The organism is Vibrio sp. THAF64, assembly GCF_009363455.1.
Lineage (GTDB): Bacteria > Pseudomonadota > Gammaproteobacteria > Enterobacterales > Vibrionaceae > Vibrio > Vibrio coralliilyticus.
In genome coordinates this window covers 1,220,611-1,242,996 of the sequence record NZ_CP045356.1, presented here as the reverse complement: position 1 = coordinate 1,242,996, position 22,386 = coordinate 1,220,611, and the positions used below count along the sequence as shown (strand labels likewise).

Here is a 22,386-nt window from a genome sequence, read left to right as displayed (position 1 = left end):
TCAGCTATCTGGAAATCAGAATTTCTTCGGTGCGTAACCAGTCATGACTTCAAGTCTCAGCTCTTTACCCAGCTTAGTCATTGGGTGAACCACGATTAGACCTTTGACTGACCTTTTCAGCTTACCCATGTCTGCTTGTTCTTCTTTAGTAATTGCACGTGAGAACGGCATGTCAATCAAGCTCTTACGCTCTTTGTTCATGTCGTATTTCTGTTTGCTTTTCATCACGTGAATTTTTTTGCTTAGCTTATCTGCTTCATCAGTGAACTTAGTCACCATTTCCTGATCACCACGAGATTTCGCCGCATCCAGCTTACGCTGACACTTGTCCAGACGATTGTGAAGGTTTTGAAGTTCTTGCTTAGTACTCATGGTATTGATCTCATTGAAACAGAAAAGGGCGGCGAGTGTAGCACAAGCTGACTCGCTGCCCTAATTTTAGTCGTTAGACATGTTTTTGGTCGTAATCTTTCATGGCTTTTTCGAGCAATTCGAAGTCTGGTTGAGTCAGAAACTTACGCATCGCAGCAAATTTCTCTTCAGGCCACTGGTAGATTTCCAGTGCCACCAGCTTCTCTATCAGCTCAGGGGCAAAACGATGCTTAACCAATCTGGCAGGGTTTCCGCCGACAATCGAGTATGGTTCCACATCTTTGGTCACCACACTGTTGGCCGCTACAACCGCACCTTCACCTATGGTCACGCCCGGCATGATCATGGCACGCATGCCTATCCATACTCCATCATGAATGACGGTATCGCCTTTACCTTGATAAGAGCGCTCAACCTCTTCCATAAATGGATAGAGACAAAACCAGTCCGTTCTATGGTTGTGATTTCCACCCATCAAAATAACGGCTTCTGCTGCAATGCAAACATAGTCACCGATATAGAGCTGATCAATATCCCATCTCGGCTGCCATTGCTTACTGATTTCGTCACCATGCAAATAGCGGACGACGGACTGTTCAAAACCGTTATCCCAACAATCGCTGTAGTAGCTGTGAGTCCCTTTGATATGAATGTTTTTGTTCTGTACCACTTGATGCAGTAACTGAAATGTCGACCAATGTTTTTGTGACATGACAAAATCCTCAATGTTTAATTCAGATTTGCCACGGAACGAATTTCGTGGCGTTGCTTAGACGTTCAGCTAAACAACGCTTATTGGATGCGCGGCTGCTTAAGCAGCGGGATGATTTTCATGGTCAGGTCTCCTTTCGAGGTGCAACTTTACGCGAAAAGGCGGTTTTTATGTCAATATTGAGTCAGCATATTAAATATACAGATAGATTGAGTTTGCCTATGTTTAAACACCTTTTCCCGCTGGCAATTGTTGCTATGACGACAGCGATCACGCCGGCGGCATATGCCGCTGAGAAGAACATTCAGATCCAATACCTGCCTCCCGCTAACCAAGCAGAAGAGCAAATGAAAGCAGACATTGAAACAAGCGGAGTCAACGATACCGTAATAGAGTTGTCAGATACGCTGTTCCCGTTTAACAAGACGCTAACGATTCAATATGGTAGCGAAGACGGGCCACTTTATGACCCAGAAAAGCACACGGTGCATATGCCTTATCACTTCTATCAAGAGGCACTGGATTACTTTATCAAGAACAAGTACGACGAAAAGTACGGTAAAGAGGCCAAACTTGGAGCGATGGACACCGTTTTACACACGCTGCTCCACGAAGCAGGGCATGCATATATCGCCGATCAAAACATTCCTATTCTCGGTAAAGAAGAAGATGCGGTGGACAATCTTGCTGCGATTTTAATGATCGAATATTTAGACGATGGTGATGAAGCCGCTATCAGCGCTGCTGATATGTTTGCTTTTGAGTCCGACGACAGGCCAGATTACTACGACTTTGGTGAATACATCGATGAACACAGTTTTGACTTGCAACGCTACTTCTCAACTTTATGTTTGGTTTACGGCAGTAACCCTGAAAAGCACAGCAACTTGCTGGATGAAGTAGAAAATGATTACTTGGCTGATCGAAAAGATTTTTGTGTTTTCCAGTACCAGTCGCTCAGCGATATCTGGCACACTTATTTAAAAGAGCCTGTGGCTGATCAATGAAGTCGTGTATACGTAGAAGATGAAAAAAGGATAATCCTATGACTCAACTTACGATTTTCTACGATGGTACCTGCCCACTGTGTGTGAAAGAAATGGAGCGCCTTGCACACTACGACAACCAAGAGCATTTGATGCTGGTTGATATTCACTCCGAAAACTTCCTCAATTATCCTGAGATTGACGCCAGACATGCGACTAAAATTCTTCACGCATTGGATAACAACGGGACGCTTCTGCTTGGTTTAGATGTGACTTATCTCGCATGGAAACTGGTCGGAAAAGGCTGGTTGTACGCTCCATTGCGTTGGAAGCTCATCCGTCCAGTTGCAGATTGGTGCTATCTCAGATTTGCAAACAACCGATATACCATTTCTAAGCTGCTGACTGGAAAGCGAAAATGCGATTCCGGTCAATGTTTCCGATAAAATAGGACTAATGTCTAACATCGAACACGAATTAACCTATCAAGATTCACAGTCCTACGTCGATAAATTGGCTAGTCTTATAAAATAAACGTTTGGAACAATGCCCTTCTTTTACTCACAAACTCGAGCAGAAGAAGAACGCGTGAACCAAATTAATAACAACAGGCGTTTCATACCAGAAGCAGCTCTGACAATGTAAAAACGCCAAAGACCTTTCAAAGACAGGATGTTTGTATGAGTCTAACTATTCGAAGTCGCCTGTACATTTTGGCGCTTGTTCCTTTACTGGTAATTGCACTGGGCATGCTTGGTTTTACTTACGTAAAAACCAGTGAACTCAATGACCAACAAATCGATGTAACCCGCACTAACATGATGAACATGAAGAAAGCGGAACTGAGAAACTACCTTCAAATGGCAAAATCTGCCGTCCAACCTTTTCTTGATAGAGGCGCCAGCCTAGAAGAAGCCTACCCAACCCTAAAGACTTTAGAATACGGTAAGACAGGTTATGTGTTTGGCTACGACTCTAAAGGCATACGAAGAGTCCAAGGTCAAAGTAGCAAAGGGATTGGCGACAGTTTCTGGAACCTACAGGACAAACAAGGCAATTACTTAATCCAAGATCTGATACGTAACGCCAAAACAGGTGAATTCACCACATACTACTTCCCGAAACCGGGAGAAACCGAAGCATTACCTAAGCTGAGTTACTCTATATTTATTCCTGAATGGGATTTGATGCTAGGTACTGGTTTCTATACCGACGACATCGATGCCATTGTGGCTGAAATGGAAAATGCGACGACGGAAGCGCTACAGGAAACCCTCTCTGCCATCATTTTGTTCTGTATCGTGATCGCTGGTATCGTTGCTGCCTTTGCTGTGGCTGTTAACCGAACCATTCTTAAGCCATTAGAAATGTTCGATGCTTCGATCAGTTCTTTTGCCAGCGGCGATGCGGATCTGACCGCCCGTATGGAAGATTTCAAAGCGCCAGAATTCTCCCAACTTAGCAAAAACTTCAATGCTTTTGTCGCTAGTCTGCAAACCATCATTCGAAGCGTCAGTGATGTAGGTCAGCAAGTTGTTTCCGAGACCAGCGACATGACGGGTCGCGCAGCGAAAGTAGATGAGTTGGCCTCAGGTCAACGTCAAGAGACTGAGCAAGTAGCAACCGCGATGACCGAGATGACCACAACAGCATCTGAAATCTCGAACAATGCCAGCCAAGCGGCGCATTCTGCCAAAGAAGCTGATGACAATGCCAAAGAAGCACAAGGCATCGTCAATTCTGCCGCCCAATCGGTGGAAGCGCTTGCCGAAGAAGTCTCTCAGGCGAATGGCGTTATTTCTCGTCTTGAAGGTGATGTGCAAAACATTTCTTCCTCTTTGGAAGTGATTCAAGACATCGCAGAACAAACTAATCTGCTGGCACTGAACGCAGCCATTGAGGCCGCTCGTGCTGGTGAGCAGGGTCGTGGATTTGCAGTTGTTGCCGATGAAGTTCGTAAACTGGCGAGTCGTACCCAAGACAGTACTGGTGAGATTCACCAGATGATTGAACAATTAAAAGCTGCATCGGACGACGCGGTAAGAGCCATGGAATCAAGCCAGAAGCGTGGGGCCAGCACGGTAGCAGAAGCCAATGCTGCTGCTCAGGCGCTGATTCAGATTCAGGAATCCATCGGCACCATCATGGATATGAACTCCCTAATCGCAACCGCGACCGAAGAGCAAAGCTTGGTAGGCCAGGAAATTTCACAGCGCATAGTGGTGATTTCTGACCAGAGCTCTCAATCGGCTGAACTGGCCAACGAAAACCGTTCAGGCAGCCAAGAGCTGAATCAACGCGCCAATGAGCTGTACGAATTGGTAGACAGATTTAAGGTGTAAGCCTCCAACTCCCAGAAGCCCGCAATCATTGCGGGCTTTTTATTTATCGTCTAAAGCGCCGACGAAACTCCCCCGGGGTCAGCCCCATTATCTGACTGAATACCTTGCGACATGCACTCGCGTTTTCATACCCTACCTGATGGCTTATCCACTCAAAAGAATGAGTTGAACCTTCCAGGTAGTCACAAGCCTTCTGCACCCGTACTCGCTGCAAATACTGGTTTGGATTCATGCCTGTGGCTTTCATAAATCGACGCTGAAAAGTTCTTTCGGTCAAGTTTGCTTCAACAGCCAATTGTTTTACCGACACTGTCCGAGAAAAGCAGGCACTGATTCTGTGCTGAATTTCAACAATTGCAATATCACCATGAGAGAATGATGGCGTGAATTGCTGATAAAACCTCTGTTCTCTTGGCGCAGTATCGATGACCAACATCTTACCCAGTTGTCGCATGATTTGTGGTGAAGCATACCTGGATACCAACTCCAGTCCGAGATCCAACCAAGACATCATGCCACCAGCTGTAATCACATCGCCATGATCAATTAAAATTTGATTTATCTCCATGGGCTGCGATGGGTACTGTGACTTAAAGGTCTCAGCTAGCCCCCAATGGGTAGTCAGAGTCCTTTGTCCACCAATCCCTGACGCCGCCAAGATAAACGCGCCAGCACACGCCGACGCAATCACACTGCCACGTCGGTGTTGCTCAACCAGCCATTCGAGTACTGGTGCTTCTGGTTTTCGGTAGAACTGATCGTCAATGCTGGGCGGGAGCAGCACGACATCAAATTGCTTGGGAGGCATATTACACGCGTCAATAATGTGCGCTTTGAACTCCGTCTCAAGTTCACTCTCACGGCATGCTCGGTTGGCTAACTGAAAAAGCTCTTCAAAACCAAATACGGCCGATTTGAGAGCAAAAGGATAGTTAAATACGGCAATATTAATCTTAGGCATACAATGTCGTTTTTAGCATTATTTGTGTCATTTTAGACTCTAAAAAGCCAAAAAATAAAGCGCCATAATGACTCTACTTTGAACGATACCAAACAGGAGAGACAAAATGAGCCAGAAAGCACTACTCGTCATCGATCTACAAAACGACTACTTTCCAACCGGGAAATTCCCTCTTTGGAACACAGAGAACACGTTAACCAATATCAAAGCAGCGATTAAAAAAGCCCAACAGAAACAGATTCCTGTGATTCACATTCAGCATATTGCAGACCCTGCTATGGGTATCGCCCCCTTTTTCAACAAAGGTAGTACAGGTGCAGATATCCACTCAGAGATCCTCGCAAGCGCACCGGAAGGGGATATTGTCGTTAAATCTTTCGCAGACAGCTTTGAACAAACAGAGCTAGAAAATGTGCTCAAAAAGCATGGGGTAACTGAATTGATTGTTTGCGGCATGATGACGCAAAACTGCGTGACTCATACTGCGATTTCCAAAGCAGCAGAGCAATATGAAGTATCTGTGCTGGCCGATTGTTGCACCACCACAGATGAAATGATTCATAATATCGCCCTTCATGCCATCTCTACACGTGTTCCGTTGATAAACACTGAGCAACTGATTTAAGCCTCAGTAAGGCCTCTTGTCTAACAGGGGCCTTCTGCAAACCCGTCATCCAAAATAAATCACTATTGCCTTAGCACGTAGATTCCACCACATAGAGCAAAAGCTCTCATTTATGATTCTTATCCCACGATTCAAGAAATAGTAATAAGTCAATTTCAATAATCTTATAAACCACGCGCAGATTTATAGACTAACTAAAACAACAATATGCAACATATTGGATATATGCATAGTGTGAATTCTGTAGTCAGGTTCTCTTTGAACCACGAGAACCCACCTGACATGCTTGATGTTTGTAGTAGGCCATGTTCAACAATCTCTTTTACTATTCAAAGGAAGACAGTATGTTTAAGAAATTATTAAGTTGTTGTATCGCCTCGACTCTTTCAGTGATCTCAACCTCGGGGCTTGCGCAACAGAACGAAGGAGGAGCCATTGCATCTGAGGATCAAATGCTTGCGCCTTTAATGACGGCGTCGGCAGAATCTGCGATTAAAAATCAATACATCGTTGTGCTAAAACAGCCATTAACGATGAGTAACGACCAACAAGCCCTTCAGCAGTTTACGCAGCAAACCGTTTCTGGTTTAGCTAGCCAACACGCCTTTAAGATCGATAAAGTTTATGACCGTTCGTTAAGTGGTTTTGTAGCGACTCTTTCGGCTGAACAACTGAAAGCACTTCGTGCAGATCAACAAGTTGACTTCATTGAGCAAGACCAAATCATCTCACTTGATCCTGTCGTCTCCGCCAACGCGACTCAGACTAACCCAGTTTGGGGATTAGATCGAATCGATCAACGTGATTTGCCACTCAGCAACAGCTACACCTACAACTACGATGGTTCAGGTGTGACCGCTTACGTTATCGATACTGGTGTAACAAACACTCACGTTGAGTTCGGTGGCCGCGCAAGATCAGGTTATGACTTCGTCGATAACGATAGTGACGCAACCGACTGTAACGGTCATGGTACTCACGTAGCGGGTACCATTGGTGGCTCACAATATGGTGTGGCGAAAAACGTCAATATCGTAGGTGTACGTGTACTAAGTTGTAGCGGTTCAGGTACAACTTCTGGCGTCATTGGCGGTGTTGATTGGGTAGCAGCAAACGCTTCTGGCCCATCAGTAGCCAACATGAGCTTGGGTGGTGGCGTTTCTACAGCGCTTGATCAAGCGGTTGCCAGCGCGGTTCAATCAGGCATCAGCTTTATGCTAGCAGCAGGTAACTCCAACGCTGACGCTTGTAACTCTTCTCCAGCTCGCGAGTCTAGCGGCGTAACTGTAGGCTCAACAACCAGCAGCGATAGCCGCTCAAGCTTCTCAAACTGGGGGAGCTGTGTTGATGTATTTGCGCCAGGTTCAGATATCAAATCAGCTTGGTACGATGGTGGTTACCGCACCATCAGTGGTACATCAATGGCAACACCTCACGTAGCAGGTGTCGCGGCTCTGTATCTGCAAGAAAACAACTCTCTGTCACCTGCTCAAGTATCAACGCTGATCAGTGAACGTGCGAGCGTAAACAAAGTCAGTGATACTAAAGGTACCGTGAATAAACTGCTATACAGCCAAACCGACAGCGGTTGTGACCCAGATTGTGGTACACCTTCTCCAGATGGTGAACTCACCAACGGCACACCTGTGACTGGTATCAGCGGCAGCCGCGGTGAACAGAAGCACTACTACATCGACGTGACTGCTGGCCAGACACTAACTGTAAGCACTAGCGGTGGTTCAGGTGATGCCGATCTTTATGTTCGCTTTGGCGCCAAACCAACGACTAGCTCTTGGGACTGCCGCCCATATCGCTACGGCAACACTGAGACATGCACAGTGTCTAGCACTCAAAATGGTCGCTACTACGTGATGCTTAATGGCTACACTAGCTTTAGCGGTGTCAGCGTTCAGGCTAGCTACTAACTTTCCCACTTTTCCTTAAACAATAATGCCAGTCAGCATTTGCCGACTGGCATTTTTTGATACTAAACACAGACAAATCTCTTTCTTCACGTCATGATACTTTACTCAATTCGGTAACTGCACTGACCTAAAACTGTCATATTTCGGTGTTAGGCTGGCGCGCTTTTTATATACAGATAATTTTTCTCTTGCTATCGATACGTTTCGAAAACCAAGAGGCTTCAGGGCATCCATGAAAAAGCAAACTCTCTCCATTGCTATAGCAGCAACATTCCTCTCTGGTTGTGCTCAACTTGCGCCAGAAAACCAGGTCGATCTGATGATCACCAACGGTCAAGTTCTGACCATTAACGCCGACATGGACGTGATCGACAATGGTGTCGTTGTCGTTAAAGATGACACCATTGTCGCGATTGGTGGACAGGAACTGCAAGATCAGTATCACGCTAAACAAACTATCGATGCTGATGATGGCATCGTATTACCCGGCTTTATCAACGCCCACAACCATTTGCCAATGATTGCCTTTCGCGGCCTTGGCGAAGAAGGGATTTCCAACCGCCTGTTTGCCTACTTCTTCCCTCTAGAGGGCGAAAAGCTCAGCCGAGAGCTGATTTATAACGCCACAAAACTCGGCACTATCGATCTCGCTCAAAGTGGCGTAACGACCTATGCGGACATGTATTACCACATGGATGAAATGGCCAAAGCGACCAAAGAAGTGGGGCTGCGCGCAGTACTAGGTGAGACCGTGATAAAGTTTCCCGTCGTTGATGCCAAAGAACCCTATGGTGGCATCGAATACGCGGAACACTTTATCGATACATACAAAAACGATCCACTAGTCACTCCAGCTTACGCACCTCACGCCGTTTACACGGTCAGCAAAGAAAAGCTGCAACAAATCAATCAGCTGTCAAAACAACATGATGTGCCTGTACTAATCCATGTTGCCGAGTTCCCGAATGAGCAGGAGCGCATCAAAGAGGAGCACAACGCCAAATCTCCGGTCGATTACCTGGCACAGATTGGCGCACTGGATGAACGCACCGTTCTGGCCCACGCCATCCATCTCTCAGAACAAGATCAACAACTGATCAAACAGGCTGATGCAGGTGTGTCATACAACCCAATGGCCAACGCCAAAGGTGCAACAGGTATTGCCCCAGCATGGGAGATGTATCGATCTGGTATACGTATGGGGCTGGGTACAGACGGGCCAATGAGCTCCAATCAAGTCGATCTCTGGCGTACGCTCAGCTATTCCGCCAACATGCAAAGACTGAAACATAACGACCGTACCATCATGATTCCTCAGCAAACTATAGAGCTGGCTACCATCGGCGGCGCAAGAGCCCTGCATATGGAAGACCAGATCGGTTCATTGGAGACAGGTAAAAAAGCGGACATTATTATTGTAGAAACACAGTCTGCGAACATGATGCCAAACTATGACCCGTACGCGACCTTGGTATACCAAGCTAACCCAAGCAATGTTTCAACTACCATCGTCAACGGACAGGTCGTCATGCATGAACGTGAAATGGAAACCGTGCAGTTGGACGACATTCGCCAGAGCGTTGAAGCCTTCGAAGCCGATATCAGTGAATTTGCTAAAGAGCTGGCCAAGAAAGCGATTAAATCTAAAAGTCTGATGGATTAATCAGGTTTAGAGGAGGGCCTCTATACGAAAAGGCCCTCTTTCCAATCTCTAATTCGTCTATTAGTTTTCATTCTGTTTTACGAATTGCCCTGGCGTCATGCCGAAATGATTTTTGAACGCACGCGTAAAATGAGACTGATCATTAAACCCAAGCTCGTGTGCCGTTAACGCAATATTCGCTGAACCTAACGAAAGTACCAATCGTGCTTGCTCCAAACGCTTGTTCATCAAGTATTGATAAGGCGTTACCCCGATGAGCTTTTTAAACTCCCTCAGAAAGTAAAACTTGCTGCAGCCGAGCAAGTCGGCGAGATCATCAACCGCGATATTGTTGCCGATGTTTTCTTCAATGTACTGGTCAATCTTATCGACTTGGTGTTGGTCGAACTTAGAGGCAGCAAGCTGGTTGTTCTTTAGATCAAAGTAGTTGGAATAGTTTTGAATGTAGTGAGTTGCCAGCAACGAGATCAAGTTATTGAGGTAGGTTTTACCATTTCGCCCTTTGGCTTTTGCTTCCAACATAAACAATTCAATGATGCCTTTGATGGTTTCATCTAACACATTGTAGTTGTTCAAAAATTGCAGCTCAATCCCGTCTAAATTTAATGGGCAGTATGAGAAAAACTCCTGTTCTTCAATCGCTAAGATAACGAAATAACAAGGCTCAGCTACATCGTGGGTAAATGGGGTTTTAGGCGGGTTAATCCAAATGTTGCCCGGGCTGGTTTTCAGGTCGGCGAACGTGCCATCCTTTTCGACGCTCCAATTCAAATCTTTTTCTAGCGCAAGCGCAAAGTAGAAGTATGGGGTGTAGACATTCTTTGGATAGAAGTAAGGAGACGATCCTTTTTCTACCAACACGCCGAGCCAATCTAATCCATGGTTTGAAAACTCAATATCCAGCACATCGCCGCAACCTGATAGCTCGTTAGATTCAGAGTCATAAAACTTTAGCTCGGACTTCATTTTCTTCCCTTAGTTATCTTCCACTTGCTAGCTGAAACTAGCTGAGTTTTGCACATTTCGTCAACTTATTGAGGGGCAAGAAAATACAAAAATTCAGGCAGGAATGTTCAATCTTCTCTCGCGCTGCAGCGCTAATCTATACCCAAGTTAGCCGCATAGCTCAGGCAATGCACCAGACAGAGAGGACGCCATGTTTAAGAAATCGCTTTTACTACTATTGAGTAGTTTACCGTTCGCCACTTTTGCTCACTCAGTTTCTGCAAATGATGACAACACGAACCTAGCTTTAGAGGAGACCACCATGAAACACATCGAACTTAATACTCAAGTAGGTCAACTTGCTGCAAACCTTTACCTACCAAAAGACGCGAAAGATGCTCCAGTTGTGGTTGTGACTGGCGCATGGACAACGGTGAAAGAGCAGATGCCAGCGGTTTACGCTCAAGCATTGGCAGAGCGAGGCTACGCCGCACTGACGTTTGATTTTCGGGGTTGGGGGGAAAGCAAAGACCCAGTGATGTATTTAGAAGATCCTGCACGTAAAACGGCAGACATTCGCGCAGTAATTGATGTGGTGAGTCAATTGGACGGTGTTGATGCATCACGTATCGCTGGTTTGGGTATCTGTGCGTCAGCGGGTTACATGCTAGATGCAGTGACAGGTAACGACAAAGTAAAAGCTGCAGCCGTAGTTGCTCCCTGGCTGCACGACAAAGCGATGGCGACAGAAATTTATGGTGGTGAAGAAAGTGCTAAAAACTTACTTGCATTAGCGGCAGAAGCAGCTCGCTCAGCAACGCCAGTTTACATTGAAGCGGCAAGCACGACCAATGAGAATGCATTGATGTTCCAAGCGCCTTACTACACAGAGACAGACCGTGGATTGATTCCTGAGTATGACAACCAATACAACGTTGCATCTTGGACAGGATGGTTAAATTACGACGCTCAAGCAAGCGCAGCAACACAAGATAAACCGGTACTTATGGTGGCATCTGAAGCGATGGCTCTGCCTGCTGGAGCTCACCGTTACCTTGAAAATGCTGGCAGCAATATTGACGCAGTATGGCTATCCGACATAAACCAATTCGACTTCTACGACCAACCAGAAGCGGTACAGCTAGCTGTCGATGAAGTTATTAAGCACTTCGAAGCGAATCTATAAGGGAGCACGTAATGAAACTAAAACAATACTTGTTACTGTTTATTGGAGTGATAACCATGAGTGTAAACGCCCAGACTATGACCTTAGATGAAGCTAAGATTCGCAGCAACATTAACAGTTTCTCAGCTTTGGCAGACCAAGGGGCATTTGAATACTTAGGTCGGTTATTCGCTCCCGAACTGACGGTCGATTACACCACGCTATTTGGCCGTGAGGCTCAACAAGTCAAACGCCAAGATTTGATGCAACAGTGGGCGGGATTCCTGCCGGGTTTTGACGCCACTTTCCATGACTTAAGCAATCTGAACGTCTTTATTAATGGTGATAAGGCGAATGCAACAGTCGACTTCACCGCAAGCCACTGGTCAGGTGAAGAAGGTTTCTGGTCCGTTTCGGGGGAATACGAGTTTGGTTTGCAACGAGCAGGTGATAATTGGCAAATCACTTCAGTAAAGCTAAATCGAAAAGCAGAGCAAGGCAGCCGAGATGTGTTAGCAGAAGCGCCTAAGCATGCAGCACAAAACTTAAAAACACGTGAAGCGCTAAAAGTGACATACCAATAACCACACTAGAGCGTCAAAAAGGCACCAACTGGTGCCTTTTTAATAATTAACTAAACTTCGATTCTCGGGTAACGCATTGCGCCACATGGTCCTTATCTTCCTTCAAGCCCCCTCACTTCAACAAACAAAACATACTTAAAGCAACCAAAAAAACTAATTAGATAGTCATTTTCATCATTTTACTAGGTATAACAAACATTTGGCACGTCAACCGCACCACGCATCTTGCTAGAAAAATTAAACCGTGGAGAATACTGTTATTATCTTCTTGTCCTAGAAAAGTAGCACCTATGAGACGTCACTCAAATCCCGTATTACCAACAACCACGCAAAAAACCACCAGAGAGCTAGCAGCAAGTCAACAGTCACAACGAATTACTGACTCAAAGTACACTCCAGCCGACTATGATCGTTGGCAAAAGCGGTGCAATGAGCAGAGTGAAGCGGCCGCAAAGACAAAGCGTCTAGTCGCTTTTTTACATATAGGAACTAGGTCTGTACACAGAAATACAGTCAATATTGTGGCTGAATTTGATAAGGACGGAAATCTTAAACCAAATAGCGAAGAAGCACTTAAAGGGCTTATCGATGGCAATAAAGATTATGTGATAGGTTTTTCTGGCCACTCAATTCCTATAAAAAATGGCACGCCAAATAAATATACCTATACGAAAGAAGTTAACGGGAAAATGGCTGGCAAAGTCGATACAGCTGGAGCTATGAGAAGTATTTCTGACTGCTTAAAAGTTAAAGGTTCTAGCATTGTAGGTTTGGTGGACGGGCATTGTTTTTCAAAAACAAGAAGCCTTAGTACAATGCTAAAAGGCTTGGAGCATGAGCTGGATGCGAGTCGTATACACAGCACCACAAAGAAAACAACTGCCGAAGAATCGCGAATGGAGGGCCTGAAAATGGTGATGAAGCTTAATAAAAGGTAATCGAATTGGCGATCTTTGAAGCGTTAAAACAGGTTAAGTAAGCCACACGTCAATGTGCCAGTTCTCGTAATCTAAACTCTAAAAACTTACGTGTCCCCGCACTTGGAGCCTTCTCAATCGCCAGTTTATAAAAAATGATCGCCTCTGCATTTTGCCCTAGCTTACTCAGAATATGCGCCCGCGCTGCATACCAAGGTTGGTAATCTTTAAGGTCCTCTTTAAATTCATCCAGCTTCTTGAGTGCAAGTTCTGCGCAATCAAGCTCTGCCATCACGACTGCCCAGTTCAAAGCGACAACCGGAGTGGGCTCGAATCGCCATAGCGATTGATAAAGCAGAGACATCTGAACCCAATCAGGACTGGGCTTCATCATGTGGCAGTCTGCAATTGCTGCCTTAATCTGAAAATGCCCAGGTTGTCTTCTTTCGACAGCATTAGAAAGGATGTGGTGAGCCTCATCAATATTGTTTTGCTGCCATAGCGCAGCGTCCTGTTCTTCGACAGGCACCATAACTCCATCTACATTTATTCGAGCTGCGCTTCTCGCATCGGTGAGTAACATTAACGCCAGTGCGCCTTCTATTTCCGGCTCATACGGTCGCAGCTTAGTGAGAAGTCTAGCTAAGAAGATCCCCTCTTGGCATAGGGTACGCGGGCACTCCTCTTCCAAGACATAGCCAGTGGTGAATATCAAATAGATGGTTGTTAGCACTGTCTCCAGTCTGTCATGCCATCTGTCTGCCTCGGGGAGAGAGAACCGAATTCCTTTGGCTTTAATCTTTGTCTTGGCGCGATACAATCGTTGCCCCATGGTTTGCTCGCTATCAAGAAAAGCGGCGGCGATTTCCTTGGTCGTTAAATTACAGACCGTACGCAGGGTCAAAGCAATACGCGACTTTTCTTCCAGGGCTGGATGACAGCAGGTAAAGATAAGACGTAGACGTTCGTCCGGAATGGTCTCGGGAACATCAAGCTCTTTACCACCGGTGAAAGTGTCAGCAAGGCCCTCCACTTTACGTTGCTCTCGCTGAACTCGACGAAGATGGTCTATACCTTTGTTCAAACCAACTCTAAGCAGCCAAGCTTCTGGATTATGAGGTGGACCAGATCGAACCCAGTGTTTCAATGCCGCCATCGATGCTTCCTGTAGGGCATCCTCTGCTAATTGAAAGTCATTAAGACGCGAAATAAGCCCCGCCAAAAGCCGCCCTCTGTCTTTACTCAAGACATCATTGATAGCATGACCGATAGCAATAGCTTTTGAAGAGGCGTTATTCATACGTTAATCGGCTTCGTTATAATCCAATAGAGGGCGGACTTCGACGGTGCCGAACTTAGCCACTGGGATGATTTCTGCGCATCGCAGTGCGGCGTCCAAATCGGGAACGTCAACAATATAATATCCACCCAAGTGTTCACGTGTTTCCGCAAAGGGGCCATCCATAGTTTCCACCTTACCGGACTTAATCCGCAGTGAAGTTGCCGTTTCAACCTCCTGTAGCCCTTCGCCGCCAACAAGCACCCCATCCTTTTCAAAAGTCTCACTGGTAAGGGCAAAGTCTTCCATCATCTTGTCAAATTCAGGGGTGCCAAACGCCGGTTCTTGATCTGGTGCAGCATAAAGCAAAAGCATGTATTTCATTTTAGGTTTCCTTCTGGTTTGTTGTTTCAAACTCAAGGACGTTTTCACTTCGTTATTTTCGACACGTACTCAAATTTTTTTTCAACCTTGTGAATGTACCGCAGAACAAAAACTAGTTAGCTATCCATGGCAAGATTTGTGTTGGGTGTCGTTCAACCAGGCTGTATGTCACCCCTTTGGCGCATGACTGGCGTTAAACTGTCATATAAGAAATGTTGAATTCATATATGCTTGAGTCTCAAACATTCGATGTTGGACGTGTAATGAAGGTTAATACTAAAAAAATATCAAATGAACGTAAATCTAGAGCATGGAGTCAACAACACTTAGCTGATGTAAGTGCATTAAGTTTAAGAACCATTCAAAGAGTTGAGAAAGAAGGCACAGCCTCACCCGAAACAGTCAAAGCACTGGCAGCTAGTTTTGAAATAGATGCCAATGAACTGCTAGTACAAGAAGAAAGCTCAGAAAATTCCATCGGCATAAGTTTCAAAACGAAACTCGCGGCGATGTGCTCTTCAGTTATCGTTATTTTTGTCAGCGTTATATTGTTTTTTGTACAGCCCACAATGGCTTCAAGTATTGAAATTAGTGCAGATCAGATAGAAAGTTCTGATGAAAACAACGCTCAACTCTTTAGTGGCAATGTAGAAATATTTGTGCCTGAAGATTTGACGTTTGAAGTAGAGTCAGATGAACTTTGGGGGACAGAAGCCGCTTCCGTTGTAACAGGAAGCGTAAAGGTAATGCTAGAGGATGCGACGTTAGTAGTAGGTGATGGTGTCCTTATCAAAGTCGACAATGGTATAAAGATTACTACCGACTACGCGGAGCTTAGTCCTTTAACACTGGAGTAGAATACTGAAACCATTGTCCGATTGATCGCACTAGACACAGAACAAACGTTGCATGATTTCACTGACAGTAGTCTTCGGGCAGAAGAGCATCGCCTGAATGCTCAGCAAGATAACTAAGTGCGTCAATCACTCGGATAGGCGTTAACAAGTTTTCTTCATGACATGGGTCGAGTTCGAATGTAAGGTGAATTTGGTCTTGTTCAATTTTAAGAAACAGGTTTCCTTGAGGAGCTCTATCTTGTGTGAGAGCGAAAATACCGATACCAATGAAGTGCGAACTCTTCAGGTTTCTCGTTGGGTAGATATCACAATTCAACTTGTGGGCTAGCGCTATGAAATCGAGAAGTAAGTTGATCTGTTCATCTGAGACGCTATCCAAGGCTTTGACATGTGGCGCTTTGCAGAAACGCTCTAAATAGCTAATCATCTCATCGATATCATTGTTAAATAGCATCTTGGCTCATCCTCGCTGGAAAGCTTGCGATTGTACCTTTCACACACAGCATAACAAGGCGTTAGGTACTTCTATCTAATTAAACGCGATGTGTCACTGAACTTATACCTTATCACCTGCGTAAAACCTGTTGTTTTTAATGCAATTAGATCGGTATGGCGTTGAGATGAATCGAATAAACCCAGCTAAATTACCTAACAGCAAATGGACAGCCTTAGAGCCTGTTAATCGAGAAAAGCATTTCTTAGTCTCTGAAGTCGAGTTTGACGAGGATGGTGTGGTCACCTCTTGTAAACTGGAGGCGGTGCTATCCAAAAAAGAATATGCCATTGACTGGCGAGACTTAAAACACCGGGAGAAATGGCTTCAAGGTTGGAAATGAATACCGCTTCCTCCTCCTTGCTAAGCATTCTCACTGAAAAGGGTTCAGGATGGACCATCCTGAACCCTTGGTGGCCTTAAAGGTTACTAAAGAGTCGCTAATATATTCTCAGCCTTACTCACCTCAAATTGCTTAGGTTCTTCAACATTTAACTGGGTCACCACACCGTTTTCGATAACCATGGCATAGCGCTGTGAACGAATACCACCGAAGGTCGCCGTGTCCATTTCAAGTCCCAAAGCTTTTGTAAAGCTCGCATCACCATCAGCCAGCATCATAATTTCCGTGGCATTTTGCACTTCTCCCCACGCTTGCATGACAAAAGCATCGTTCACCGAAACACATGCGATAATATCGATACCTTTTGCCTTAATGTCGTTAGCAAGTACAACGTAACCAGGCAAATGAGCTTCTGAACAGGTTGGCGTAAATGCGCCTGGAACAGCAAAAAGCACAACTCGCTTGTTTGCAAAAAGCTCCTCTGTGTTATGGGTTACCATACCCTCCCCACCTAGTTCGCTAAGGGTTGCGGTTGGTATAGCTTGGCCTTTCTGAATCATGTCTGCATTCCTTGTTTTGTTTGCCTGAACAGTGTAGCCGCCAAAGCAAGGAGGAACCACCCACACAAAATCCGGGTATCTTCGGGGGACCGAATACACCGAACAATCCACTCCAGCCGATTAGTAACCTTGTTTGGTGTCAGTGTTCCACGTGATATAGCTAGGTGTTGTGGTCGCGTCAATCATACCGCATTACTATGTGGTTAGAATCTACACTGCGCTGTTCAAAACACTTTATTAACAATAACGCTAGAAAAATGGGTGGCATTTTGCGCTTTATGTTTCACTTCTGTGCTCGCCCAGCTTGCCAACGCTAGCCACGTGTATACAAAGTGAAGTATCATTGTTTTATCAGGGAAATAAATAGGTTGAGGGTGACAAGCCGCCTATGGCAAATCTAAAAAATTCTGTGGCGAAAAACATTAAAACAAAAGTCGCCGGTCAAACGCAGGATGACGTGGTTTATTGCCACATCTTCGATGCGATACTTGAACAACGGTTGCCACCAGCGACCAAGCTGAATGAAGAAGCTTTAGCAGAGATCTTCAGCGTTAGTCGAACCATCATACGTCGAGCCTTGCTCCGACTGTCGATGGAACAGGTGGTCAGCATCAGGCCAAACCGCGGTGCGATGGTGTCTGCACCGACCAAAGAAGAAGCAAAACAAATCATCAAAGCGCGTGAAGTCATGGAGCTTGCCATTATTGAGCTTGCCGTTGAACATGCCACCACCGCGAAGATAGAAGAGTGCCGACGCTTGGTAGAGAAAGAAAACGAGGCTTTCGATAACGGTGATTACGGTAAAGGACTTCGACTATCTGGGGAGTTCCACATTAAGCTGGCCGAGATGGCAAACAACGCCCCATTGCTCGCATTCCAGAGAAGCTTAGTGTCGCAAACATCACTGCTGATTGCCCAGTATGAAACTGGCAACCATTCAAACTGCTCTCAGGACGAGCATACCCAGTTGCTAGATACGATTGAATCTGGCGATACTGAGCAAGCTATCAGCCTGATGGAAGAGCACTTATCTCATATACGTTCCAAGCTAAACCTTGATAGTAATGCTGCTTCAAACGACCTACATGTCGTCTTTTCGGATCTATTGAAGAACAAATAATCAGCTAATTTTGCACTACCTAAGTCCGGCGCCCTGCCGGACTTTTTGTTTCTCACCATCAAGATTGTACACAAAATAAAATACAATATTAAATTTCTTTACGTTAAAATTTTTTACGTCAAAACAAACTTTAACATCATTAAATTCATAGACTTACTTTGCCACCACTCTTGTTAATGACACCTTTATCGGTCATTTCATGTTGCAATATTGTAAAATTAAAGTTGACCTTATAGTCAAATTATCCAATTATTGACCCAAAGGTCAGAAAATTATTATTGGAACAATAGTGTCAATGCACAAGGAGGTCTCTTGATTACTTTCCTACTCAATCAAGAACTCAGACAAGAGAGTGAGCTGTCACCAAATATGACAGTGCTGCAGTACCTGAGAACACATGTACAAAAAACAGGTACTAAAGAAGGCTGTGGCTCAGGTGACTGTGGTGCCTGTACCGTAGTACTAGGCGAAGTGATCGAAGGCCAACTTCAGTATCGCTCGGTGAATTCCTGTCTGACGTTCGTATCCGCACTACATGGTAAGCAGCTGATTACCGTTGAAGACTTGCAGAACAAAAACAAGCTTCACCCAACTCAGCAAGCTATGGTCGATTTCCACGGTTCTCAATGTGGTTACTGTACTCCAGGTTTTATCATGTCGATGTTTGCTCTGAGCAAGAACAAACCTGCGGCGAACAAGGAAGATGTCATGGAGTCTCTGGCGGGTAACTTATGCCGCTGTACCGGGTACCGCCCTATTGTTGACGCCGCTTTGTCTCTGACTTCTGATGAACCGTTGATGGACCAGTTTGTTGAGCTGGAAAAAGAGACCATTGCTCGACTAGAAGCTCTTCAGGGGCAACCCGCCAGTCTGAGCCAAGGTAACCTAACAGCGTATATCCCTCGTAGCATTGACGAACTGGCTCAAATTTACACTGCAAATCCAAAGGCCAAGCTGGTTGCTGGCGGTACTGATTTGGCTCTTGAAGTCACCCAATTCCACCGCGAGATTGAAACGTTGATCAGCGTAAATCTGGTTGAAGACATGAAAGTGTGTGAAGAAAGTGACGATGCTCTGCACATTGGTGCTAACGTTGCGATCAGCGATGCCTACCAACTTCTGACTCAACATTTCTCTGATTTTGGTGAGCTGCTGCATCGCTTTGCTTCTCTTCAGGTTCGTAATCAGGGCACACTGGGTGGCAACATTGGTAACGCCTCTCCTATCGGTGATGCGCCGCCGCTTTTGATTGCACTGAATGCACAAGTGAAATTGCGCCGTGGTAAGCAGACCAGAATCTTGCCGATTGAAGACTACTTCATCAGCTATAAAGTCACCGCTCAGCAGGAAAGTGAATTTATCGAGCAAGTGATTATTCCTAAATCAAAAGCGAACGAAACCTTCCGTGCTTACAAGCTTTCCAAGCGTCTAGACGATGATATTTCTGCGGTTTGTGGCGCATTCAATATTGAGATTGAAGACAATAAAGTCATCAATGCCCGCATCGCTTTCGGTGGTATGGCGGCAACGCCAAAACGTGCAACGCACTGTGAAAATGCGCTATTAGGCAAAGAATGGACACAAGCAACCATTGATGCCGCGATGGCTGAAATCCATAACGATTTTGAGCCACTGAGCGACTTCCGTGCCAGCAAAGAGTACCGCTCAATGACAGCAGCGAACATGCTGCGTCGCTTCTACATCGAGCAGACTCATCACAACAACCAGATCGAAACAAGGGTAACGTCTTATGTCTAACGCACATCATCAGACCATGACTCAAGAAGAGATGGTCGCCATCGTAAAGCAGGATCTGAAAACCGGCGTTGGTAAAAGCGTAAAACACGACAGCGCCCCGAAGCAGGTCACAGGTGAAGCGGTTTACATTGATGACCGCTTGGAATTCCCTAATCAGTTGCACGTGTATGCACGTCTGAGTACGCAAGCTCACGCAAAAATCACCAAGTTGGACGTCTCGCCGTGTTACGAATTTGAGGGCGTTGCGATTGCCATCACCCACGAAGACGTACCGGGCCAGTTGGATATCGGTGCCATTCTACCGGGCGATCCACTGCTTGCTGACGGTCTAGTTCAATACTACGGTCAGCCCGTACTTGCCGTTGCCGCGGATGATATGGAAACGGCACGCAAAGCCGCACAAGCCGCCATTGTTGAATACGAAGCCCTACCGCCAGTACTCGACGTAAAAGAAGCGCTTGAGAAAGAGCTGTTTGTCACTGAAAGCCACCAGCAAAAACGCGGTGACTCAGCGGCTGCACTCGCCAAAGCAAAACACGTGATTGAAGGCGATCTAGAGATTGGTGGTCAGGAACACTTCTACCTTGAGACTCAGGTCAGCAGCGTGATGCCAACCGAAGATGGTGGCATGATCGTTTATACCTCGACACAAAACCCAACTGAAGTACAAAAGCTGGTCGCCGAAGTACTTGGGGTTTCGATGCACAAAGTCGTGATCGATATGCGTCGTATGGGCGGCGGTTTCGGGGGTAAAGAAACGCAAGCCGCAGCGCCAGCGTGTATGGCTGCAGTCATTGCACATCTAACTAAACGCCCAACTAAGATGCGTCTGCCTCGTATGGAAGACATGACCATGACGGGCAAGCGTCACCCATTTTATAACCAGTACAAAGTAGGATTTAACGATGATGGCGTCATTGAAGGGGCAGACATCATCGTAGCGGGTAACTGTGGTTACTCTCCGGATCTGTCGAGCTCGATTGTCGACCGTGCCATGTTCCACTCAGACAACGCATATTATCTGGGTGATGCTACAGTGACAGGTCACCGCTGCAAAACCAACACGGCGTCGAATACGGCTTACCGTGGATTTGGTGGCCCGCAGGGGATGATGACCATTGAGCATATCATGGATGAAATTGCCCGCTATCTGGGTAAAGATCCACTCGAAGTCCGTAAAGCGAATTACTACGGTGGTGAGGGGCGTAACGTCACTCATTACTACCAGACAGTTGAAGATAACTTCCTGCCAGAAATCACTGAGCAACTTGAACAAAGCAGTGACTATCACGCCCGTCGTAAAGCCATCGCTGAGTTCAACAAGCAAAGCCCGATCCTTAAAAAAGGTCTGGCGATCACACCAGTGAAATTTGGTATTTCTTTCACTGCGACTTTCCTGAATCAGGCTGGTGCGCTCATCCATATTTACACCGATGGCAGTATTCATTTGAATCACGGTGGTACGGAAATGGGTCAGGGTCTGAACATCAAGGTGGCGCAAATCGTTGCTGAGGAGTTCCAAGTAGATGTTGAACGTATCCAAATCACCGCTACCAACACAGACAAAGTACCGAACACATCACCAACCGCGGCCTCATCGGGCGCCGACCTCAACGGTAAGGCCGCCCAGAACGCCGCACTGACTATCAAACAACGTCTGATCGACTTCGCTGCCAGTCACTACAAAGTGTCAGCAGAAGAAGTGGTGTTCAAAAACGGTATGGTCGTGATTCGTGACGAAATTCTGACCTTCGAAGCCTTTGTTCAGCTGGCTTACTTCAACCAAGTATCGCTATCGAGCACAGGTTTCTACCGCACACCAAAAATCTACTATGACCATGAAAAAGCACGTGGCCGTCCGTTCTACTACTTCGCGTACGGTGCCTCTTGTTCAGAAGTCATCGTTGATACCCTGACAGGCGAATACAAAATTCTTCGCGCAGACATCCTGCACGATGTAGGGGCTTCTCTTAACCCGGCAATTGATATTGGCCAGGTCGAAGGTGGCTTCCTGCAAGGCGTGGGCTGGCTGACCACAGAAGAGCTGATCTGGAACGAACAGGGTCGTCTGATGACTAATGGGCCAGCCAGCTATAAGATTCCGGCGATCGCCGATATGCCTATCGAGTTCCACACTCACCTTCTGGAAAACCGAGCCAACCCAGAAGATACCGTGTTTAACTCCAAGGCTGTCGGTGAGCCGCCATTCATGCTCGGCATGTCAGTGTGGAGTGCACTGAAAGATGCCATTGCCTCAGTTGCCGTTGAAGGTGCTATACCTAAATTAGATACACCAGCAACACCAGAACGTGTGTTGATGGCAATCAATGAGGTAACGCAAACGCAACAACAAGTGGCAAAACAGAACACGCAAGAGGTTTAAGCGGTTATTCAA

22 protein-coding genes are annotated in these 22,386 nt (G+C 45.9%); 14 read left to right on the top strand and 8 right to left on the bottom strand.

What is annotated here, in order from left to right:
• Positions 1-15 precede the first annotated feature (15 nt).
• Together FIU99_RS22160 and FIU99_RS22155 are read right to left on the bottom strand one after the other, a co-directional pair.
• Positions 16-372 carry a YibL family ribosome-associated protein gene (locus FIU99_RS22160; protein WP_006961819.1) on the bottom strand — a complete coding sequence of 119 codons (357 nt, stop codon included), beginning with the start codon at positions 370-372 and terminating at the stop codon, positions 16-18.
• Between the two features lie 73 nt (positions 373-445).
• A complete protein-coding gene (locus tag FIU99_RS22155; protein ID WP_006961820.1) occupies positions 446-1,084 on the bottom strand; it encodes a CatB-related O-acetyltransferase in 639 nt (212 codons plus the stop codon).
• Positions 1,085-1,341: 257 nt separating this feature from the next.
• Here FIU99_RS22155 and FIU99_RS22150 point away from each other — a divergent pair, with 257 nt between their 5' ends.
• The 3 genes from FIU99_RS22150 to FIU99_RS22140 all read left to right on the top strand — a co-directional run bounded on the left by FIU99_RS22150 (position 1,342) and on the right by FIU99_RS22140 (position 4,412).
• The gene (locus tag FIU99_RS22150) at positions 1,342-2,091 is read left to right on the top strand and encodes a DUF4344 domain-containing metallopeptidase (protein WP_236612194.1); all 750 of its coding nucleotides are present in this window, start codon (positions 1,342-1,344) and stop codon (positions 2,089-2,091) included.
• A 38-nt stretch (positions 2,092-2,129) separates the two neighbouring features.
• Positions 2,130-2,516: a thiol-disulfide oxidoreductase DCC family protein gene (locus FIU99_RS22145; protein ID WP_006961822.1), complete on the top strand. Its 387-nt coding sequence runs from the start codon at positions 2,130-2,132 to the stop codon at positions 2,514-2,516.
• Positions 2,517-2,750: 234 nt separating this feature from the next.
• Positions 2,751-4,412 carry a methyl-accepting chemotaxis protein gene (locus FIU99_RS22140; protein WP_006961823.1) on the top strand — a complete coding sequence of 554 codons (1,662 nt, stop codon included), beginning with the start codon at positions 2,751-2,753 and terminating at the stop codon, positions 4,410-4,412.
• Positions 4,413-4,455: 43 nt separating this feature from the next.
• Here FIU99_RS22140 and FIU99_RS22135 read toward each other — a convergent pair whose 3' ends face one another.
• Positions 4,456-5,373, bottom strand: a complete 918-nt coding sequence (locus tag FIU99_RS22135) for a GlxA family transcriptional regulator (protein WP_006961824.1) — start codon at positions 5,371-5,373, stop codon at positions 4,456-4,458.
• Between the two features lie 106 nt (positions 5,374-5,479).
• Between FIU99_RS22135 and FIU99_RS22130 the strand changes: the two genes are divergently transcribed.
• The 3 genes from FIU99_RS22130 to FIU99_RS22120 all read left to right on the top strand — a co-directional run bounded on the left by FIU99_RS22130 (position 5,480) and on the right by FIU99_RS22120 (position 9,586).
• Entirely contained in the window at positions 5,480-5,998 is a 519-nt protein-coding gene (locus FIU99_RS22130) for a cysteine hydrolase family protein (protein ID WP_006961825.1), read from the top strand.
• A gap of 344 nt (positions 5,999-6,342) precedes the next feature.
• The gene (locus tag FIU99_RS22125) at positions 6,343-7,923 is read left to right on the top strand and encodes a S8 family peptidase (protein WP_021455271.1); all 1,581 of its coding nucleotides are present in this window, start codon (positions 6,343-6,345) and stop codon (positions 7,921-7,923) included.
• Positions 7,924-8,155: 232 nt separating this feature from the next.
• Entirely contained in the window at positions 8,156-9,586 is a 1,431-nt protein-coding gene (locus FIU99_RS22120) for an amidohydrolase (RefSeq protein ID WP_006961827.1), read from the top strand.
• 60 nt (positions 9,587-9,646) lie between these two features.
• On the opposite strand, the gene FIU99_RS22115 is transcribed toward FIU99_RS22120, so the two are convergent.
• Entirely contained in the window at positions 9,647-10,552 is a 906-nt protein-coding gene (locus FIU99_RS22115; protein ID WP_006961828.1) for a helix-turn-helix transcriptional regulator, read from the bottom strand.
• 190 nt (positions 10,553-10,742) lie between these two features.
• Here FIU99_RS22115 and FIU99_RS22110 point away from each other — a divergent pair, with 190 nt between their 5' ends.
• The 3 genes from FIU99_RS22110 to FIU99_RS22100 all read left to right on the top strand — a co-directional run bounded on the left by FIU99_RS22110 (position 10,743) and on the right by FIU99_RS22100 (position 13,218).
• Positions 10,743-11,717 carry an alpha/beta hydrolase gene (locus FIU99_RS22110; RefSeq protein WP_039952212.1) on the top strand — a complete coding sequence of 325 codons (975 nt, stop codon included), beginning with the start codon at positions 10,743-10,745 and terminating at the stop codon, positions 11,715-11,717.
• Positions 11,718-11,728: 11 nt separating this feature from the next.
• Complete coding sequence (locus FIU99_RS22105) at positions 11,729-12,280, top strand: nuclear transport factor 2 family protein (protein WP_006961830.1); 552 nt, start codon at positions 11,729-11,731, stop codon at positions 12,278-12,280.
• Positions 12,281-12,570: 290 nt separating this feature from the next.
• Entirely contained in the window at positions 12,571-13,218 is a 648-nt protein-coding gene (locus tag FIU99_RS22100) for a hypothetical protein (RefSeq protein WP_006961831.1), read from the top strand.
• 49 nt (positions 13,219-13,267) lie between these two features.
• Here FIU99_RS22100 and FIU99_RS22095 read toward each other — a convergent pair whose 3' ends face one another.
• Both FIU99_RS22095 and FIU99_RS22090 read right to left on the bottom strand, forming a co-directional pair.
• Positions 13,268-14,497: an RNA polymerase sigma factor gene (locus FIU99_RS22095; protein ID WP_006961832.1), complete on the bottom strand. Its 1,230-nt coding sequence runs from the start codon at positions 14,495-14,497 to the stop codon at positions 13,268-13,270.
• A 3-nt stretch (positions 14,498-14,500) separates the two neighbouring features.
• Positions 14,501-14,860 carry a YciI family protein gene (locus FIU99_RS22090; protein WP_006961833.1) on the bottom strand — a complete coding sequence of 120 codons (360 nt, stop codon included), beginning with the start codon at positions 14,858-14,860 and terminating at the stop codon, positions 14,501-14,503.
• Between the two features lie 227 nt (positions 14,861-15,087).
• Here FIU99_RS22090 and FIU99_RS22085 point away from each other — a divergent pair, with 227 nt between their 5' ends.
• Positions 15,088-15,717 (top strand): helix-turn-helix domain-containing protein, encoded by a 630-nt coding sequence (locus FIU99_RS22085; RefSeq protein WP_050778641.1) that lies wholly within the window; start codon positions 15,088-15,090, stop codon positions 15,715-15,717.
• Between the two features lie 58 nt (positions 15,718-15,775).
• On the opposite strand, the gene FIU99_RS22080 is transcribed toward FIU99_RS22085, so the two are convergent.
• On the bottom strand, positions 15,776-16,171 hold the full coding sequence (locus FIU99_RS22080) for a hypothetical protein (RefSeq protein WP_006961836.1): 396 nt from the start codon (positions 16,169-16,171) through the stop codon (positions 15,776-15,778).
• Positions 16,172-16,337: 166 nt separating this feature from the next.
• Between FIU99_RS22080 and FIU99_RS22075 the strand changes: the two genes are divergently transcribed.
• Complete coding sequence (locus FIU99_RS22075; protein ID WP_006961837.1) at positions 16,338-16,553, top strand: TIGR02450 family Trp-rich protein; 216 nt, start codon at positions 16,338-16,340, stop codon at positions 16,551-16,553.
• Between the two features lie 86 nt (positions 16,554-16,639).
• On the opposite strand, the gene FIU99_RS22070 is transcribed toward FIU99_RS22075, so the two are convergent.
• Positions 16,640-17,113, bottom strand: coding sequence for a peroxiredoxin (locus tag FIU99_RS22070; protein ID WP_006961838.1), 474 nt, complete (start codon positions 17,111-17,113; stop codon positions 16,640-16,642).
• Positions 17,114-17,501: 388 nt separating this feature from the next.
• Between FIU99_RS22070 and FIU99_RS22065 the strand changes: the two genes are divergently transcribed.
• The 3 genes from FIU99_RS22065 (at position 17,502) to xdhB (ending at position 22,374) form a co-directional block, all read left to right on the top strand.
• Complete coding sequence (locus tag FIU99_RS22065) at positions 17,502-18,233, top strand: GntR family transcriptional regulator (RefSeq protein ID WP_006961840.1); 732 nt, start codon at positions 17,502-17,504, stop codon at positions 18,231-18,233.
• A gap of 312 nt (positions 18,234-18,545) precedes the next feature.
• Complete coding sequence (gene xdhA / locus FIU99_RS22060; protein ID WP_006961841.1) at positions 18,546-19,991, top strand: xanthine dehydrogenase small subunit; 1,446 nt, start codon at positions 18,546-18,548, stop codon at positions 19,989-19,991.
• Positions 19,984-22,374 carry a xanthine dehydrogenase molybdopterin binding subunit gene (xdhB, locus tag FIU99_RS22055; RefSeq protein ID WP_006961842.1) on the top strand — a complete coding sequence of 797 codons (2,391 nt, stop codon included), beginning with the start codon at positions 19,984-19,986 and terminating at the stop codon, positions 22,372-22,374. The genes xdhA and xdhB overlap by 8 nt, the downstream gene beginning before the upstream one ends.
• Positions 22,375-22,386 lie beyond the last annotated feature (12 nt).